This window comes from Comamonas sp. NyZ500 (genome assembly GCF_016772095.1).
In the GTDB taxonomy this organism is placed as follows: domain Bacteria; phylum Pseudomonadota; class Gammaproteobacteria; order Burkholderiales; family Burkholderiaceae_C; genus Comamonas; species Comamonas thiooxydans.
The window spans coordinates 1-17389 of the sequence record NZ_JAEIJE010000032.1 but is presented as its reverse complement, the minus strand read 5'-3'; the positions used below and the strand labels follow the sequence as shown (position 1 = coordinate 17389).

Below are 17389 nucleotides of genomic sequence, written 5' to 3'. Positions count from 1 at the left end.
TGAAGGAGGCAGGGTGAATAACGAAAATTCCGATAAAAAGAAGACCGTGGATATTCAAAACGGTAGCCAAAGAGAAATGGGGCGAGTAGGTGTGAGCATGGCTGGCAGCGAGACAATTTCTCGCTATGGCAGTGCGAACGCTGAGTTCGTTAAAGGCTACACAGGGATGGACAACGAAACCGGCCAAAAGATGGCTAAGGGGCTGTCCGAGGTCTCTAAGCATAAGCTAAACAGCGATCCCGCTGAAGCAGCGAAGAACATCAAGCAACAAGCGGGTTTTTCTGCAGAAATCGCCTCGACCAGCCGTGACAATGCAAAGGCCATCATCGAACGATCAGAGCAACGTACTTGGCGTAGTGACGATCTGCCGGAATATGGCCGAAATCACAATGTAGTAGATCGTGTGCAAGTGTTGAATGGCGAGATTGTTGAAGGCAGCCAGGCACAGATGAAATTTGTGGGTGATCGCAATCAACTCTTTGAGCGTATCGCTAAGGAGGATGGCAAATTTGCACGTTACCGAGGCGTAAAGCTGGAGTTGCCATCAGAGCAATTCGAGGGTGCGGGAGAGTACTGCCAGAAACAGGCTAGCGAGTTGCGTGAGCAAGCACTTAAAGTTGAAAGTGCTGGAAAGCCTCAGGTAGCTGCAGAATTAAGAGCAAAAGCCGACAACTATGAGCAGCTTGCAGAGAACGTCCGCGATAGTGGGCTCACGACTGACGAAGCGATTTTTTATCGTAAGCACCCCGAACTGGCTACAGCACTAGATATCGCGCGCACCAGCCATGGCGCAGGGGTTGAAGCAGCCAAATATGGAGCAGCAGTTGGAGCATGCATTTCAACGCTGCGCAACATTTTTGAATGCGCTCAAGGTAAGAAGGATATAAAAGATGTGATGGTGTCCGTTGCCTCCGACACAGGCAAGGCAGCTACGCTAGGTTACGCCACTGGATTTGCTGGATCAGCCATTAAGGGAACACTGCAACAGTCCAGCAGTGGCACATTACGAGCGCTTTCAGCCACAAACGCTCCAGCACTTGCGGTGAGCATCTGCCTTTCCTTGGGAAGCTCAGTTAAACGCTACGTGACAGGAGAAATCACGGAGGCTGACCTGCTTATAGAAGTGGGTGAAAAAGGCTCAGGAATGCTCTCAGGGGGCATGATGGCTGCCCTAGGACAAATAGCCATACCTATTCCAGTTGTAGGTGCCGCTATTGGCGGAATGATTGGCTACGCAATGTCGTCGCTTTTTTATCAGAGCGCACTAGATGCAGCGCGTGGAGCAGAGCTTTCCGCACAAATGCTCAAACGCACGCAAGCAATTGAGAAAGCGGCTCGCGATCGTCTTGCATCAGAGCAAGCACAGCTTGATGCTTTTTTTGCAAAAGAGCTGCCTGAGCTACATAGCCGTACGCAAGCACTAGGCATGTTGCTTAGTTCAAATACAAACGTCAGTGCAGACGATATGTCCGCAGCTATCAATGATTTTGCTGTGTTGCTCGGGCAGAAGTTGCAATTTCAGAATATGCAAGAGTTTGAAGAATTCATGCTGAGTTCGGACACGCTAAAGCTTTAAATTTATACCTGATTTTTTCAAAGGATGGAAATGTTTGCACAATCGCTTCCCAATACAAAAAAACGGGAATTGTTAAAGATAGTCCGTTTACTGCAGACTTTTGATGCTCCCCTGTTGTGGGGTGGAAAAACGGAAGAGGAGATTACGGGAAATACCGATCTCAGCGACATCTCGTTCAAGATATCCGATTCTATAAAAGAACTGTGGGTAAATGCAGTACGTATTTATGGCGATGATAAGGATTTAAATGAAAAAGACTCCACAGGAGTCATCGACAAATTGCTTGATGAGATCCGTGGACTTCGTATTACACGTCAAAATGACAAGGACGAACGACTTAAGATTGCAACAGATCTTTTATCCGAGGCTATTAACGGTCAGGGGGCCGTGAGCAAAATAGTCGGACCCGCTTTAGCTATAGCAAGTATGGGTATTTCTGAAATTATTGCCACCGGTTTTTCTGAAGACATTTCCTCAAAATCAGAAAAGACCTCTGCTTGCACAAAAACGCATTTACGGATTGTCCTTTTTGAGGCAATGCGCCTCAGCGGAGTTTTGACAGACTCAAAGAGAAATTTACTGCAAGTCGCCAGCGTGGCGTATGGAATCGACGGTGAGTCCTTCAACGAATTGCTGGCTCAAGCACTAGCTCTTCATAAGGAAATGAAACGCTCCGTCAATTTAGTTCTTGAATAAACACTAGGAGGAATTAACATGCCAGTACCTATCATTCTTGGCGCAGTCGCCGCTGGAACAGCTCTCTATGGGGCATACAAAGGTGTCAGTGGTGCCATTGATCAAAGCAATGCGAGCGACATCAATAAAGAGGCCAGTACCACTGTTGATAAGGCCAATCGCGAGGTTGATGTTCAACGCCAATCTACCTCCGAGACTTTGGAAGAGTACGGCAAGCGCAAGCTGCGCGCGTTCGATAGTGTCATCGAGGATTTTCTGGTCACGTTCGGGCGCCTTAAAAACGTTGAGCTAATTGATTCCCCAGAACTAGAGAAACTGAAAATGGAGGATTTCTCTAACAAAACCTTGAGTGGGTTGCGCGGCGACTATCAAGCTTTGAAGGATGCTGGCCTGGGTCTTGGTGCAGGAGTTTCAGGAGGTGCTGCACTCGCATTTGGGGCATACAACGGCACCATGATGTTGGCCACTGCCAGCACAGGAACAGCAATTTCGACGCTGGGTGGTGCAGCAGCAACCAATGCCACATTGGCATGGCTTGGCGGCGGTGCGATCGCAACTGGTGGGGGAGGAATGGCTCTAGGAACGATGGTTCTCGGCGGTATTGTTGCAGGCCCTGCATTGGCAATTTTTGGTCATATCATGGGCAACAAGGGAGAAGAAGCGCTGAATACAGCGCGAAGCAACCTAGAACAAGCCAAGACGATCCAGGAGGAAGCTAAGCTCGTGGTGACCTCTCTGAAAGCCATCGAAGAAGTGGCGTTTCTGGCAGACACCACTTTCAGCAAGGTCAACCGCGAACTCCGTCGCGCTGTGCAATCTCTTGAAGATGTGATTGACACCTACGGTGAAGACTTCAAGGCATTTGCCAAAGAATCCCGTGAAGTGGTTTTCAAAACCGTCAAGTATGCCCAGCTGATCAAGGCGATGATTGATACTCCTATTTTGGATACTGATGGAAAACTCGTGCTGTCCACACAAAAGCGAGTGAATGAAATCGCAGAAGCGATCAACGTCTGACCATTGCCGCTTCAGCAAGCGGTTGAATGTTTTATATCTTTCTCCGCTTGCTTCAACTCATACACCTCCGTGAGCCAGAAATTTCCATGTACTGAGTGCGGCAGATGTTGCCAAAATGTTCACTTATCCGATGAAACTATTTTTTTAGACCGTGGTGATGGAACATGTAGGTATTTTGATGAGTCCACAAAGCACTGCTCGATTTACCTGAAGCGTCCAGATATCTGTCGGGTTGATGTTCAGTTCAAACAGCGCTTCGTACGAATTTACTCATGGGACGAGTATGTGCATAGAAACTTGCAAGTATGCCAGGTTCTGGCAGGGTCATAATTGATAGCCAAATTCTTATATATAAATATATATCAATGGCTGAAATCAGCTTCTACAGGTATGTACTAGGGATCATCTGCATAAATCAGAAATTACCCGCTATGGGCCATTCGCTCCATCATTGATGCATCGCCAATAATTTCTAAGTTATTTATTTCCCGTTGCAGGGTATAGCGCGATGACTGTCAAATGCCGCGATAGCACACGCAGAAACGCTTTATGCAGAGGTTTCCTCGTGTCAACGGGTTACATTAGTAGGAATTGACATAGAGAATTTGTAAGACAGTTTTAACTTAAAGCTGTTATTTCGCATGTCTTAAAATTTTTAAAATTGAAGTTTTAAATATCCATGTAAATATATCAGCTATATTTGACATGCAATTTTTAATACTATTTAAAATAATCATAAGTAGTACTGTGCAGCGCAACCAGTAGCTTGGTTGCTGACCGGCCGCTTCTCTCGCTCGATGTCTTGAGGTTCCCCCCCGTTTTGTGCGCCTGATTTGATCAGGTAGTTTGCTCGCGCATGCGTTTTGAACGCTTGTGCGGCGTAGCCGTGCCTGTCAATTTGAAGTCGTGAGCCTTGGGGGAAGTGTTGGGCAGCACAGGGTACTTCTTTCCCACTTTTCCTTTTTGGAGTTTTCTATGACTGATACAAGTCATGCTGCCGCATGCCCGAACGATTCTTCTCCTTCTGCACATGAAAAGGCTGCTGGTATGCCCCTGTTCCATTTGGGCCAGTTATTAGCGACACTTGGGGCATTGGAGCTTCTGGAAACCCATGAACTGACTGCACTGCCGTTTGTGCTGCGCCATGTGTCGGGTGATTGGGGCGATATCTGTGCTGAAGATCGCCAAGCCAACGCTGATGCTTTGCAGTACGGCTACAGGCTGATGTCGGTGTATGTGATTTCCAAGGCAGAACGCTTGTGGATCATCACAGAAGCTGACCGCAGTAGCACCACGTTGTTGTTGCCCGAGGAGTACTGATGCTGGGGCGGCACTTTGTGGTGCACTCGCAGCTGAGTGTGGGCCGCTCAGGTGCAGTGGCCTATAAAAACAAGCTGCTGCTGCGTCAGGGCGAAAACGACATGGCTTGCGGGCACCACTGCGTGTTGATGGCCTTGATGCTGTTGGGCCAGGTGTCACGCGATGCCCTGTATGAAGGTGACCTTGATGCACGGCTGATGGAGGTGAGCGCCATGGGCCAAGCTCTGTACTTCAGCGGCTGTAGCAGCGCAGCCATCAGAGAGCAGTTTGCGCCGTTTTCTGAGCAACTGCAGTGTCGTCAGCTGCGCCGCAATGTCGAGGCCCGCACGGTGGCTGCATTGGAATCTGACCATGTGTGCCTGGTGCGTTTCACTTCACCCAGCTACAGCCATTGGGTGCTGGCAGTGGGTGTGATGTATGCCGATGACAAGCCACATTCTTTGCTGGTGCTCGACCCCTTGATGGACGGTGTGCCGCTCACTCCCTGGAATGCCTTGCTGGAGCATTGGGGCAGCAAAAAGCTGCGCAACACCAACGCCCGCTGGTCAGAAAAAGCCACCTTGGACAAAGTGGTGCAAGTCGGTTTGCGTAACCGCCGTGGCACGGCCATTGCGCTGGCTTGAGTTTCAGTTTCTCGCTCTCTTTCTTCTGATTTCCCTTGTGCACGTTGTGCGCCTGGTGCTTGGCTTTTGAAGCTGCACTCAGGTGCCGTTGCGGCGTGCCTGTTTTGAAAGTTTCACCATGCACCCTTATCACTTGAGGTGGTACCGCTACCGGCGTTTGTTGGCGGCGGTGATGACATTGCCTGCACTGGATACCTCAACGCCTGTTCCGCATGAATTCAGCGGGCAGTGGCCGTGCTGCTTCAATGGCTGTGCCGAAGCTGGGCGTTATGTGCATGCTTCAAGGCCATGCATGGAGCCGCAATCGGCCATGGTGCTCGAACTGGCTGATGCGGCTTTGCAGGCGGTTGAGCCAATCAGCCAGCGCACCGCTGCATGGCAGGCATTTGCACGGTGTGCGGTGCCCCAGTTGGGCTTGGGCAGCTTGGCACGGCTGGTGGCTCTGCTGCAGCAATACGGGCCTGATGACCATGCTGAGTTGGCCATTTTGTTGTGGCAAGGTGAAATCAGCCAACAAGTAGCCGCACTCAAGGTCGTGCAGCGCTTACGCTGCCTGGTCGCATTCTTGCAAAGACAGGGCATCACGGATACAGCCTGTTGGTTGCAGTGGCGGGATTTGGCAGATGCGCAAGCAGTTGTGCGCGATGCACCGCATCAGGAGTCAGACATGATCCACGCTTTGCTGTGGCACTTGGACAGCGGGCGCTGTGATGTGCCATGGGTGCTGACGTTTGCAAGGCGGGTGCTGGGGCAGGCTCCTGCGCATGGTCACGTTATGCTGGCTGTTCAAGAAATGGCCGAAGCCATGAACCTGAGTGCCAAGGCTTTAGCCAGGCGCATAGCGTGGCATGAACGGCTGTTTCAAGCATTGGGCGATGTGCCCGAGCTTCGACTGGCGTGGTGGCGGCGCATAAAGCGCACTTTGCAGGTTCAATTGACCAACGCCACGTCGGTCAAACTGCAAGTGCAGGGAGTCAAAGAGCCTTTGCCGCTGTCGTTGGCCGTGCACCTGCGCCAGGGGCAACCTATGCTGACGATTCAGCTGCCTCGCGCATTTGGTGCGGCACCCGCGTGGCCCAACCTGACCATGGTGCAGCTCCGGCAAGAAAGCTGGGAGACTGGGCTGGGACTTCGCTTGCTGCTGCAAGGCGAAGGCGTGTTGCCAGCTCAGCTGCAGCTGGACATCGCCAAACGCTGCAAAGCGGCGCAGCTGCAGCCACCAGTGTTTGAGCGCATCAGTGCCACCAAGTGGGAAATCAGCTGCTGTTGGTGCGATGGGCTTTGGAAGCCTTCAAAGCTTGAACAGGCTGAGGTTGTGACTTGGGCCATCGACACGGCGCTGCAGGTGATGGAATATGTGCTGATGCTCAAGGGCATATTTGGCGAGCTTCAGGCAACAAAAAAGCCCTGACCGGTTGGGGTTCAGGGCTTTGAGTGCAGGGTAGCTAAGGAGTGGTTGCTTATATTTTAAGCAAACAATTCCGTATAACCAAGCGTATAACGACATGTTGATTTTTTGAAATACCGTTATAAATCAACAAATTACACTGGATCTTGGCGGAGGCTGTGAGATTCGAACTCACGGAAGGATCACTCCTTCGGCAGTTTTCAAGACTGCTGGTTTAAACCACTCACCCAAACCTCCGGATGGCAGGATTCTACACAAGGATTGTGCGCCGTTCGGCATTGCGCGCATTTTGCTTTGTCTATGAAAACCATAGCGCATGGCGCTTGCTGTATCTCGACTGGCGTTCACTTTTCACCATGGCGTTTGCCATGATCGTTTGCTGCGCGCGATATAGGCCGCCGTGAATGAACGCAGGGCTCAAAGCTCAAGGCTCGGCATGGGGCAAAACAAAACGCCCCTAAGGGCGTTTTGTTGCAGCCTCGGGCGGGATGCCCGAGAGATTGCGCAGGATCAGCTGCGCAGTGCGATGGCCTGAGCTGCTGCCAGAGCGGTCATGTTGACCACGCGGCGCACGGTGGAGGAGGGGGTCAGCACGTGGGCGGAGGCCGAGCAGCCCATCAGGATGGGGCCGATGGTAGTGCCATGGCCGCCCGTGGTCTTGAGCACGTTGAACAGGATGTTCGCGGCGTCGAGGTTGGGGCAGATCAGCACGTTGGCTGCGCCGGTCAGCGAGGACTCCAGCAGGGAGTGGCTGCGCACATTGGCGTCCAGGGCCGCATCGCCATGCATTTCGCCATCGCATTCGATGCCGGGGTTGGCGGCAGCGAACAGGTCGCGTGCAGCGCGCATCTTGCGGGCCGAGCCGCGTGTGGACGAACCGTAGTTGCTGTGCGAGAGGAAGGCAACCTTGGGTGGCAGGCCGAAGCGGGCCACTTCGTCGGCAGCCATCTTGGCGATCTCTGCCAGTTCTTCGGCGCTGGGAGCGTCGTTGATGTAGGTATCGGCCACGAACAGCGTGCCGGATTCCAGCATGACGGCGTTCACCGTTGCGAACTCGTTGGCGCCCTTCTTCAGGCCCAGCACGTCTTCCAGATGGGCCAGGTGGCTGTCGAAACGGCCCACCAGGCCGCACAGCATGGCGTCGGCATCACCCAGGTGCACCATCAGGGCGGCGATCAGGGTGTTGGAGCGGCGCACGGCGGCCTTGGCGGCTTCGGGAGTGACGCCGTTGCGGCCCATCAGCTTGTGATAGGTTTCCCAGTACTGGCGGAAGCGGGGGTCGTCTTCGGGGTTGCAGATTTCCACGTCCTTGCCCAGCTGCATGCGCAGGCCGGCCTTGGCAATGCGGGCTTCGATGACGGCGGGGCGACCGATCAGGATGGGCTTGGCCAGGCCGTCGTCCACGGCAACCTGCACGGCACGCAGCACGCGCTCGTCTTCACCTTCGGCATAGGCCACGCGCTGCAGATTGGCCTTGGCGGCTGCAAACACGGGGCGCATGAACATGCTGGTCTGGTAGACGAAGCGGGTCAGGCTTTCGCGGTAGGCGGCGATGTCTTCGATGGGGCGGGTGGCGACACCGGATTCGGCGGCAGCCTGGGCCACGGCGGGAGCGATGCGCAGGATCAGGCGCGTATCGAAGGGCGTGGGGATCAGGTAGTCGGGGCCGAAGGTCAACTCCTTGCCCTGGTAGGCGGCGGCGACTTCGTCGCTGACGTCCTGCTTGGCCAGGGCGGCGATTTCACGCACGCAGGCCAGCTTCATGGCTTCGGTGATCTTGGTGGCGCCGCAGTCCAGCGCGCCACGGAAGATGTAGGGGAAGCACAGGACGTTGTTGACCTGGTTGGGATAGTCGGAGCGGCCGGTGGCCACGATGCAGTCCGGACGGATGGCCTTGGCCAGTTCGGGGCGGATTTCGGGCTCGGGGTTGGCCAGGGCCAGGATGATTGGCTTGTCGGCCATGGTATTGACCATGTCGGCAGTCAGCACGCCAGGAGCCGAGCAGCCCAGGAACACGTCGGCGCCGTCGACCACGTCGGCCAGGGTACGGGCTTCGGTGTTCTGAGCGTAGCGCTGCTTGGAGGCGTCCAGACCACCGGGGCGGCCTTCGTAGATCACGCCCTTGGAGTCCACCATGTAGACATTGGAGCGCTTGATGCCCAGGCCCACCATCACGTCGACGCAGGCAATGGCTGCAGCGCCGGCGCCGGAGACGGCCACCTTGACGGAGCCGATGTCCTTGCCAACCAGTTCCAGGCCATTGAGCAAAGCGGCGCTGGAGATGATGGCCGTGCCGTGCTGGTCGTCATGGAACACCGGAATGTTCATGCGCTTGGACAGCTCCTGCTCGATGTAGAAGCACTCGGGAGCCTTGATGTCTTCCAGGTTGATGCCGCCCAGGGTGGGCTCCATCGAGGCAATGATGTCGATGAGCTTGTCGGGATCGCGCTCGGCCAGTTCGATGTCGAACACGTCCACGCCGGCAAACTTCTTGAACAGGCAACCCTTGCCTTCCATCACGGGCTTGGAAGCCAGCGGGCCGATATCGCCCAGACCCAGCACGGCGGTACCGTTGGTGATCACGCCGACCAGGTTGCCGCGCGAGGTGTACTCGGCCGCAGTGGAGGGGTCTGCCTCAATGTCCAGGCAGGGATAGGCCACGCCCGGCGAATAGGCCAGGGACAGGTCACGCTGGTTGGACAGGGGCTTGGTAGGAGTGACGGAAATCTTGCCTTTGACGGGGCTGCGGTGGTATTCGCGGGCCGCATCGCGCAGGGCTTGTTCGGCGGAGGACAGGTTTTGTGTCATACGAAATATTTATCAGCAAGTTGCTTCTCGGAGCTTACCGGATGGCAAGAAGCATTTTGAGTCAGGTCTGTTTTGCTTCAACTATATCGACAACAAACCCCCTGGCGCACTGTGGGGCGGCAGGGGGCTTGGACTGGCCGGTAAGCCAGCGTTCGCTTCGGGCTGGCGTTTAGTGAGCGTCAGCCTCACGTGCTGCGTTGATGGCAGCGCTGTTGTCTTTGGCGGCTCCGTTAAAGAAAAGATTCAATGCCACGGCGGTAATCGAGGACAGCAGGATACCGGATTCAATCAGCGGATGGATGGAATGGGGCATCCACTGACGGAAATTAGGGGCAACCAGAGGAATCATTCCCACGCCGATGGACACTGCCACGATCATGGCGTTGTTCTTGTTGTTGCGGAAATCCACGTTGGCGAGGATGCGGATGCCGGTGGAGGCCACCATGCCGAACATCACCAGACCCGCGCCGCCCAGAACCACGGTGGGCAGGGATTCGATCAGCGCACCCATCTTGGGCAGCACGCCCAGGACGATGAGGATCACGCCACCGGCCACGCAGACCCAGCGGCTGAGCACGCCGGTCACGGCCACCAGACCCACGTTCTGGGAGAAGCTGGTGTAGGGGAAGGTGTTGAAGATGCCGCCGATCAGGGTGCCCAGACCGTCGGTGCGCAGACCGCGGGTCAGTTCGTCCTGTGTGATGTCGCGCTTGGCCATGTCGCCCAGGGCCAGGAACATGCCGGTGGATTCGATCATCACGACCACCATCACCAGACTCATGGTCAGGATCAGGATGGGGTCGAAGACAGGCATGGCGATCTGGAAGGGCAGTACCAGCGTGAACCACTCGGCCTTGGCGACCTTCTCGAAGTTCATCAGGCCCATGGCCACGGAGATCACACCGCCGATCAAGATGCCCATCAGCACCGAGATATTGGCCAGGAAGCCCTTGGCAAAGCGTGCGATCAGCAGGATGGACAGCAGCACGATGCCCGAGACCGCCGCGCCTTGCAGATCGGCGTACTTGGGGTTGGGCATGGTGGGCAGCACCGAGAAGCCCTTGGGGATGGCGGGCAGCGAGGAGCCGGGAGCGCCGGCCATGGCCTGGGCTTCGGCCAGCCACTTCAGGTGCTCGGGGTTTGGCACGGAGGGTGCAGTCGGGCCCACGGGGTTGCCGAAGATCCAGTTGATGCCCACACGCATCAGGCTGATGCCGATGACGGCGATGATGGTGCCGGTCACGACCGGTGGGAAGAAGCGCAGCATGCGGCTGATGAGCGGCGCAATGAGGATGGAGATCACCCCCGCGCCTATCACCGAGCCAAAGATCAGGCCTGCGCCGGCATTGCCGCCAGTGCTCTGTGCCATGGACACCATGGGGGCCACGCTGGCAAAAGTCACGCCCATCATCACGGGCAGCTTGATGCCGAACCACTGGGTTGCGCCCATGGCCTGGATCAGGGTGACCAGGCCGCAGACGAACAGGTCGGCGGAGATCAGGTGCGCGACCTGCTCAGGGGGGAGGTTCAGGGCACGGCCCACGATCAGCGGCACGGCGACGGCGCCGGCATACATGACCAGAACGTGCTGCAGACCTAAGGCGGTGAGCTTGCCAAATGGCAGAACCTCATCCACGGGATGCACTTGGGATGTCATAAAAACATGTCTCCTCACTCGATATTGGCTTCAGGTTGGCATGCGATTCGCGAATGGCATGCAATCCATACAAAAAGTGTATACAGCTCATAACGCACAGCATCTAGCGGTAAACCCTGCTCAAATTTCAGTTTCTGGATGGGGTGTCAATGGTTATGTTTTCCGCGCATAACCATCTAAGGTAATTACCGATTGCTATCAAATATGTAGCTTCTGACGCTTTGTTTTTCTAATTTTCAGAATAAAACATATTGAAACCTTTTAATATCAAGAGGTGGGTGCTTTGTTTTTAATAGCAAATCTTGTGCGATATGCGATCGGCGCGGATCTGGCTCCGGTTATGCGTGCGCAGGTTTCGGGTCTTGAAACATCTAGTGAAAGAAAGCGGGCCGCCAGGCTAGGATCGCTCGCAGGCATTAGCGTTGAGGAAGGTGCAAAAAAAAGGCATCGAGCCCGGAATTGGTGCACCTCTGTGCAAAAGCGTGCATGGAGGCCCGCCAAGAGGCGCTGCGCTGCAACAGGAGTCAAAGCGGTGCAAGAACCATGCCGAAGTGGTGCGCACGCAAAAAAGGCGACCTCGAGGTCGCCTTGGAGTGGAGTTCGTCTGAGCTGCTGCAGGGCAGGCTGCCGCCTTGTGCCGTCCTGGTGCCGCGCCTGAGCTTCAGTGCATTCCCGCCGCCATGGCCGAAGTCTGCACTGGACTGGTCTGACGTGACGCGAAGCTGGCCATGAGCAGCGCTGCGGCCGCAGGCAGAGCGGCAGCCCAGGCCAGCCAAGTCAGGCCCAGGCCCTGTGCAATCACGGCTCCGCCCAACCAGGCGCCCAGGGCATTGCCCAGATTGAAGGCCGCGATATTGAGGCTGGATGCCAGATTCATGCCCGCTTCGCCGGCCGATTGCAGCACGCCCATCTGCAGCGGCGCGACAGTGGCAAAGGCGGCAATGCCCAGCAGCACAAAGGCAATGGCCAGGGGCGTGCTCGCAAACATCCAGCGGCCCGCGATCAGCACCAGCATCAAGGCGGCCAGCGACACCCAGAGTGCGCGCTGCACGCCAAAGCGGTCGGCCAGCTTGCCGCCAGCATGGTTGCCCAGGGCCAGGCCCGCCCCGAACAGCAGCAGGGTGAAGGCGATCATGCGGTTGTCCATTCCCGTGACCTGGGTCAGCAACGGCTCTATATAGGTATAAAGGGTGAAGACGCCGGCAAAGCCGATCACCGTCAGCAGCAGGCCGCGCCACATGGCGCCATTGCGCAGCACGGCCAGCTCCTGCGTCAGGCCCTGAGGGCTGGGCATGCTGAGTGCGCGTGGCACATGGCGCAGCAGGATCAGCAGCGCGATCACACCTATGCCGCTGACGCTGGCAAAGGCCATGCGCCAGCCCCAGTGCTGGCCGATCCAGGTGCCGAAGGGCACGCCCAGCAGCGTGGCCAGGGTCAGGCCGGAAAACATCAGTGCAATGGCCGAGGCCTTCTTCTCGGGTGCCACCAGTTGCGTGGCGACGACCGCCCCCACGCCGAAGAAGGTGCCGTGGGTCAGCGAGGTCAGCACGCGTGCTGCCAGCAGCCAGCCATAGCTGGGTGCCAGGGCGGCGGCGGCATTGCCGGCGATGAACAGCAGCATCAGGCTCAGCAGCAGCAGCTTGCGCGGCCAGCGGCGCGAGGCCAGCGTGAGCACGGGCGCGCCCACGGCGACGCCCACGGCATAGCCCGAGATCAACGTGCCCGCCGTGGGGATGGAGATATGAAGATCCTGACTGACCTGGGTCAGCAAGCCCATGATGATGAATTCCGTGGTGCCGATGCCGAAGGCACCGGCGGCCAGAGCAAGCAATGCTGCAGGCATGAAAACGTCCTTGTGAAAATTCCGCGAAAGGCTGAACTGTGAACCTGCGGCAGAAGGCACGCTAGCCCTTGATGCGGACATGCATTTGTTCCTGCGCGGAATAAATGGCATCTTTATGATGTGATTCATGAAGAAATCCATGGCTATGTCTTCGCTGCAGGGGCACAGCGCGGACCGCTTTGTGGAGCTGCAGACCTTTGTGCAGGTGGCACAGCAGGGCAGCTTCTCGGCAGCGGCGCGTCTGCGCGAGATCTCGCCCTCGGCGGTCAGCAAGATCGTGGCCAGGCTCGAAACCCGGCTGGGCGTGCAACTGCTGCGCCGCAGCACCCGGCGGCTGGAGCTGACGGCCGAGGGAAAGCAGTTGCTGGAGCAGGGCCGGCAGTTGCTGGCGGACTGGCTGGCGCTGGAATCCTCGGTCACCCGCCAGGGCCAGCCCACCGGCGTGGTGCGCATCAATGCCAGCTCGTCCACGGGCAACCGCCTGCTGGTGCCTCTGGTCGGTCCGCTGATGCGGACCTGGCCGGGCCTGCAGCTGGACCTCAGCTTTACCGATCATGTCGTGGACCTGATAGCGGCTCGCGCCGATATCGCCTTGCGCTGGGGAGAGCTGCCGTCTTCGGACATGGTGGCGCGCAAGCTGGGGCACACGCGCCAGGTGATCGTGGCCTCGCCGGACTATCTGCAGCGCTTTGGCAAACCGGCACATCCCGATGAGCTGTCAGGCCATGTGCGCATCGGCTGGAACTACCCGCGGGCCATACCGCACTGGCCGTTTGTGGTGGCGGGCAAGGCGGTGACGGTGAGCATGGGCGAGGTGCTGCGCGTCAACGATGGCGAAGCCATGGCCAATCTGGCCAAGGCCGGGGCGGGCCTGGCGCGGCTGTCGCTCTATCACGCCTGGGAGGATCTGCACGCGGGCAGGCTGCAGGTGTTGCTGGAGGATTTCAATCCCGGGGATCTGCAGCCCATCCATGCCGTGTATGTGGGCAAGCCCGGCCAGTTGCCGGTGAGGACGCGGGCGGTGCTGGATTTTCTGGCCAGCCATGTGGACCTGAGCCATGCCGAGCAAATGCCCGCCGGCCTGCTGGTGTCGCGCACATAAAAAAAGAGCCCGGACGAATCCAGGCTCCTTGAAAAACCTCCATCCAGACAGAAGAAGGCTAGGCGTTCAAACGGTGTTTGGTGCTCAGGCAGTCAGGTCCACCAGCGAGCGGGCCACCACCTTGGTGGCACGGCGCAGGTCTTCCAGCACCAGGCGCTCGTCGGAGCGCTTGGCGTGCGATTCCAGCACGGTGCGGGGACCGGCGCCGTAGATCACGCCGGGGATGCCGCGCTCGACATACAGGCGCACGTCGGTGTACAGAGGCGTGCCCACTGCAGGAGGCACTTCGCCGAAGATGGCTTCGCCATGCTTCTGGATGGCGTCGACCAGGGGCTTGTTGCCGTCCAGGGGGGTCATGGCGTTGGCCAGCAGCAGGCGCTTGATGTCCACGCGCACGGCGTCTTCGCCGGTGTAGCCGCCCTGGGTATTGAAGTCTTCGATGGCCTTGGCGATCACAGCACGGATGCTGGCTTCCACTTCCACGGGATTCTCTTCAGGAATCATGCGGCGGTCGATCTTGAGCATGACCTTGCCGGGCACCACGTTGGTGTTGGTGCCGCCGTCGATGCGGCCGACATTCAGGTAGGGGTGCTTGATGCCGGGCACTTGCGAAGTGACTTGCTTGTACTTGACGTTTTCGCCGTACAGAGCGGTCAGCAGCACGGCCGTGGCTTGCAGCGCGTCCACACCGGTGTGGGGCACGGCGGCGTGAGCCATCTTGCCCTGCACGGTGATTTCCATCTGCAGGCAGCCGTTGTGAGCGGTAACTACTTCGTAGCTGAAGCCCGCTGCAATCATCAGGTCGGGCTTGGTCAGGCCCTTTTCCAGCAGCCAGCCGGGGCCCATGATGCCGCCGAACTCTTCGTCATAGGTGTAGTGCAGTTCCACGGCGCCCTTGCTGGGCTTGGCCACGGCTTCCAGAGCACGCACGGCGAAGGTGAAGGAGGCGAAGTCGCTCTTGCTTACGGCAGCGGCGCGGCCATAGAGCTTGCCGTCTTCGATCTCGGCGCCGTAGGGGTCCTTGGTCCAGCCTTCGCCCGGAGGCACCACGTCGCCGTGGGCGTTCAGGGCGATGGTGCGGCCACCGTCACCGTAGGGGCGGCGCACGATCAGGTTGGTGATGGACTCCATGCCATAGGCCTTGACGTCGGCTTCGGGCACGACGTGCTTTTCGGCGTCGAAGCCAAAGCCCTTGATCAGCTCGGCAGTGCGTTCAGCGTGGGGTGCGTTGTTGCCGGGAGGCGTGTCCGTGGGCACTTGCACCATGGCTTGCAGAAACTTCACTTCTTCGTCGAAGTGCTCGTCAATCCATGCATCGATGGCGGCGTAGGTGGCTTGCTTGTCTTGATTCATATTGGTCATTGCTGTTCTTGAGCCAGTTGTTGGAGGAGGTGGGTGAAGGCGTCCACGGACAGTTGCATGTCGTCGGAGGTGGAGGCTTCCAGCGGGTTGTGGCTGATGCCGGCGTTCATGCCGCGCACGAACAACATGGCCTGGGGCATGATTTCGTGCAGCTTCATGGCGTCGTGACCGGCGCCGCTGGGCATGCGGAACAGGGGCACGCCCAGTGCGTCGACAGCGTTTTCCCAGCGTTTCTGCCATTCGGGAGCACTGGGCGCAGCCGCTGCCTTCATGGACAGATCGGTGGTGTAGCGCAGGCCGCGGCGTTCGGCGATCGCAGCCATCTCGGCCATGATGTCGTTGATCATGGCGTCGCGCTGCTCGTTGGTGGGCGCGCGCAGGTCCAGCGAGAACTGGCAGCGGCCGGGCACCACGTTGACCGAGCCTGAAGGCACGTTCAGCTGGCCGATGGTGGCCACGCTGTCGCCATCCTGGCCGGCGCGCTTTTCGATGTACAGCGACAGCTCGGCCACGCCGGCCGCGGCGTCGCGGCGGCGGTCCATGGGCGTGGTGCCTGCGTGGCTGGCCATGCCGATGAATTCGCAGACATAGCGGGCACTGCCGTTGATGGAGGTGACGATGCCCAGGGGAATGTCCAGCTCGTTGAGCACGGGGCCCTGCTCGATGTGCACTTCCACAAAGCCCAGGTACCTGGCGGGGTCACGCTCCAGCTTGGGGATATCGTCGATGCACAGGCCGGCATGCAGCATGGCTTCGCGCAGCGTGATGCCGTCGGCGTCCTTTTGCTCCAGCCATTCCTGCTTGAAGTCGCCCACCAGGGCGCCCGAGCCCAGGAAGGTGGCCTTGTAGCGCTGGCCTTCCTCTTCCGAGAAGCCCACCACTTCGATGTTGAAGGGCAGACGCTTGCCTTGCTGGGCCAGTTGCTTGACGCAGGCCATGGGCACAAAGATGCCCAGGCGGCCGTCGTACTTGCCGCCATTGCGCACGGTGTCGTAGTGGCTGCCGGTCAGCAGGGTCTTGGCGCCTTCGGTGGCAGCCTTGTAGCGGCCCACCACATTGCCCACGGCGTCGATCTCGACCTCGTCGAATCCGATCTCGCGCATCCAGTGGCTGATGCGCTGGGCGCAGGCGCGGTGGGCGTCGGTCAGATAGGTCACCGTCAGCTGGCCTTTTTCGGCGTAGCCGGGGTCGCTGTTGGTGGACAGGCGTTCCTGCCAGTCCCAGACTTCGTTGCCTTCGACGGGCTCGTAGCCGAACTTGTCGTTCAGACGGATCTCGGCGATGCGGTGGATGTTGCGCAGTGCCTCGGCCTGTTCGTAGGCAGGGTGGTTGAACATGCGGCGTTCGAAGGTCGCAATGATCTCGGCCTTGCTCAGACCCAGACCGCGCGCGCCGCGCACGGCCAGGATGAAGGGGAAGCCGAAGCGCTTGCCGTATTCGGCATTGAGCTTGCGGATGTGCTCCAGTTCTTCGGGCGTGCAGTTGGTCAGGCCAGCCTTCTTCTGCTCATTCGTCGATTCGGCGGTGAGCGTGTTGGTCTCCATCTGCTTGCCGGCCAGCTCCGGGTGAGCGCGGATCAGATCGAGCTGGGCCTGCTCGCTGGACTCGGCCAGCACCTTGGCCATGGCGTGCTTGATATGCGCCATGGACTTGAAGGGGCGCTGCTCCAGTGCCTTGGCGGCAATCCAGGGCGAGTGCTCGTACAGGCCATCGAGCAGGTCGGTGGCGGTTGCCGCATCGGCGGCATTCAGTTGTTCCAGGGTCAAAGCCATGTCGCAATCAATCCTTGCAAGGGAAACGCTCGGCCCAGTGACGAGCCAAATCAATACGGCGGCACACCCACACCTTGTCGTGCTTCTGGATGTGGTCGAGGAAGCGCTGCAGCGCTGTAATCCGGCCAGGACGGCCCAGCAGTCGGCAGTGCATGCCGATGCTCATCATCTTGGGGGCGTTGTCGCCGCTGGCATTGCCCTCGGC

General features: G+C 58.1%; 13 protein-coding genes, 1 tRNA gene and 1 pseudogene. 8 read left to right on the top strand and 7 right to left on the bottom strand.

All coding sequences use genetic code 11. From position 1 onward, the window contains the following. Positions 1–13 precede the first annotated feature (13 nt). The 7 genes from JAO85_RS24610 (at position 14) to JAO85_RS24580 (ending at position 6643) form a co-directional block, all read left to right on the top strand. A complete protein-coding gene (locus JAO85_RS24610; RefSeq protein ID WP_202789232.1) occupies positions 14–1576 on the top strand; it encodes a hypothetical protein in 1563 nt (520 codons plus the stop codon). 30 nt (positions 1577–1606) lie between these two features. Further along, on the top strand, positions 1607–2272 hold the full coding sequence (locus JAO85_RS24605) for a hypothetical protein (RefSeq protein ID WP_202789231.1): 666 nt from the start codon (positions 1607–1609) through the stop codon (positions 2270–2272). A gap of 18 nt (positions 2273–2290) precedes the next feature. Then, a complete protein-coding gene (locus JAO85_RS24600) occupies positions 2291–3289 on the top strand; it encodes a hypothetical protein (protein WP_202789230.1) in 999 nt (332 codons plus the stop codon). Positions 3290–3358: 69 nt separating this feature from the next. Continuing rightward, positions 3359–3619: a YkgJ family cysteine cluster protein gene (locus tag JAO85_RS24595; protein WP_370552226.1), complete on the top strand. Its 261-nt coding sequence runs from the start codon at positions 3359–3361 to the stop codon at positions 3617–3619. Between the two features lie 645 nt (positions 3620–4264). After that, on the top strand, positions 4265–4609 hold the full coding sequence (locus JAO85_RS24590) for a type I restriction endonuclease subunit M (protein WP_237734996.1): 345 nt from the start codon (positions 4265–4267) through the stop codon (positions 4607–4609). Further along, positions 4609–5232, top strand: a complete 624-nt coding sequence (locus JAO85_RS24585; protein WP_202789229.1) for a hypothetical protein — start codon at positions 4609–4611, stop codon at positions 5230–5232. The genes JAO85_RS24590 and JAO85_RS24585 overlap by 1 nt, the downstream gene beginning before the upstream one ends. A gap of 118 nt (positions 5233–5350) precedes the next feature. Next, positions 5351–6643, top strand: coding sequence for a hypothetical protein (locus JAO85_RS24580; protein ID WP_237734995.1), 1293 nt, complete (start codon positions 5351–5353; stop codon positions 6641–6643). A gap of 144 nt (positions 6644–6787) precedes the next feature. Here the strand turns inward: JAO85_RS24580 and JAO85_RS24575 are convergent. The 4 genes from JAO85_RS24575 to JAO85_RS24560 all read right to left on the bottom strand — a co-directional run bounded on the left by JAO85_RS24575 (position 6788) and on the right by JAO85_RS24560 (position 12948). Continuing rightward, positions 6788–6877: transfer RNA gene (locus JAO85_RS24575), tRNA-Ser, on the bottom strand. 273 nt (positions 6878–7150) lie between these two features. Beyond that, positions 7151–9448 carry an NADP-dependent malic enzyme gene (locus JAO85_RS24570; RefSeq protein ID WP_202789228.1) on the bottom strand — a complete coding sequence of 766 codons (2298 nt, stop codon included), beginning with the start codon at positions 9446–9448 and terminating at the stop codon, positions 7151–7153. A 169-nt stretch (positions 9449–9617) separates the two neighbouring features. Continuing rightward, the gene (locus JAO85_RS24565; RefSeq protein ID WP_003063711.1) at positions 9618–11105 is read right to left on the bottom strand and encodes a nucleobase:cation symporter-2 family protein; all 1488 of its coding nucleotides are present in this window, start codon (positions 11103–11105) and stop codon (positions 9618–9620) included. A 661-nt stretch (positions 11106–11766) separates the two neighbouring features. Further along, positions 11767–12948 (bottom strand): MFS transporter, encoded by a 1182-nt coding sequence (locus JAO85_RS24560; RefSeq protein WP_202789227.1) that lies wholly within the window; start codon positions 12946–12948, stop codon positions 11767–11769. 145 nt (positions 12949–13093) lie between these two features. On the opposite strand from JAO85_RS24560, the gene JAO85_RS24555 reads away from it, so the two are divergent. Next, positions 13094–14050 carry a LysR family transcriptional regulator gene (locus tag JAO85_RS24555; protein WP_202789242.1) on the top strand — a complete coding sequence of 319 codons (957 nt, stop codon included), beginning with the start codon at positions 13094–13096 and terminating at the stop codon, positions 14048–14050. An 84-nt stretch (positions 14051–14134) separates the two neighbouring features. On the opposite strand, the gene JAO85_RS24550 is transcribed toward JAO85_RS24555, so the two are convergent. The 3 genes and pseudogenes from JAO85_RS24550 to JAO85_RS24540 all read right to left on the bottom strand — a co-directional run. Beyond that, entirely contained in the window at positions 14135–15412 is a 1278-nt protein-coding gene (locus JAO85_RS24550; protein ID WP_003063718.1) for a M20/M25/M40 family metallo-hydrolase, read from the bottom strand. Continuing rightward, a complete protein-coding gene (gene uraD / locus JAO85_RS24545; protein ID WP_202789226.1) occupies positions 15409–17184 on the bottom strand; it encodes a 2-oxo-4-hydroxy-4-carboxy-5-ureidoimidazoline decarboxylase in 1776 nt (591 codons plus the stop codon). Before uraD ends, JAO85_RS24550 begins: the two co-directional genes overlap by 4 nt. A gap of 7 nt (positions 17185–17191) precedes the next feature. Further along, positions 17192–17389 (bottom strand): annotated as a pseudogene (locus JAO85_RS24540) (allantoinase); the annotation flags it as partial.

Coding starts and splice junctions, on each gene's coding strand:
- JAO85_RS24570 (WP_202789228.1), bottom strand. CDS start 9,448: ATGACACAAAACCTGTCCTCCGCCGAACAAGCCCTGCGCGATGCGGCC.
- JAO85_RS24550 (WP_003063718.1), bottom strand. CDS start 15,412: ATGACCAATATGAATCAAGACAAGCAAGCCACCTACGCCGCCATCGAT.
- JAO85_RS24565 (WP_003063711.1), bottom strand. CDS start 11,105: ATGACATCCCAAGTGCATCCCGTGGATGAGGTTCTGCCATTTGGCAAG.
- JAO85_RS24580 (WP_237734995.1), top strand. CDS start 5,351: ATGCACCCTTATCACTTGAGGTGGTACCGCTACCGGCGTTTGTTGGCG.
- JAO85_RS24590 (WP_237734996.1), top strand. CDS start 4,265: ATGACTGATACAAGTCATGCTGCCGCATGCCCGAACGATTCTTCTCCT.
- JAO85_RS24600 (WP_202789230.1), top strand. CDS start 2,291: ATGCCAGTACCTATCATTCTTGGCGCAGTCGCCGCTGGAACAGCTCTC.
- JAO85_RS24555 (WP_202789242.1), top strand. CDS start 13,094: ATGTCTTCGCTGCAGGGGCACAGCGCGGACCGCTTTGTGGAGCTGCAG.
- uraD (WP_202789226.1), bottom strand. CDS start 17,184: ATGGCTTTGACCCTGGAACAACTGAATGCCGCCGATGCGGCAACCGCC.
- JAO85_RS24560 (WP_202789227.1), bottom strand. CDS start 12,948: ATGCCTGCAGCATTGCTTGCTCTGGCCGCCGGTGCCTTCGGCATCGGC.
- JAO85_RS24605 (WP_202789231.1), top strand. CDS start 1,607: ATGTTTGCACAATCGCTTCCCAATACAAAAAAACGGGAATTGTTAAAG.
- JAO85_RS24585 (WP_202789229.1), top strand. CDS start 4,609: ATGCTGGGGCGGCACTTTGTGGTGCACTCGCAGCTGAGTGTGGGCCGC.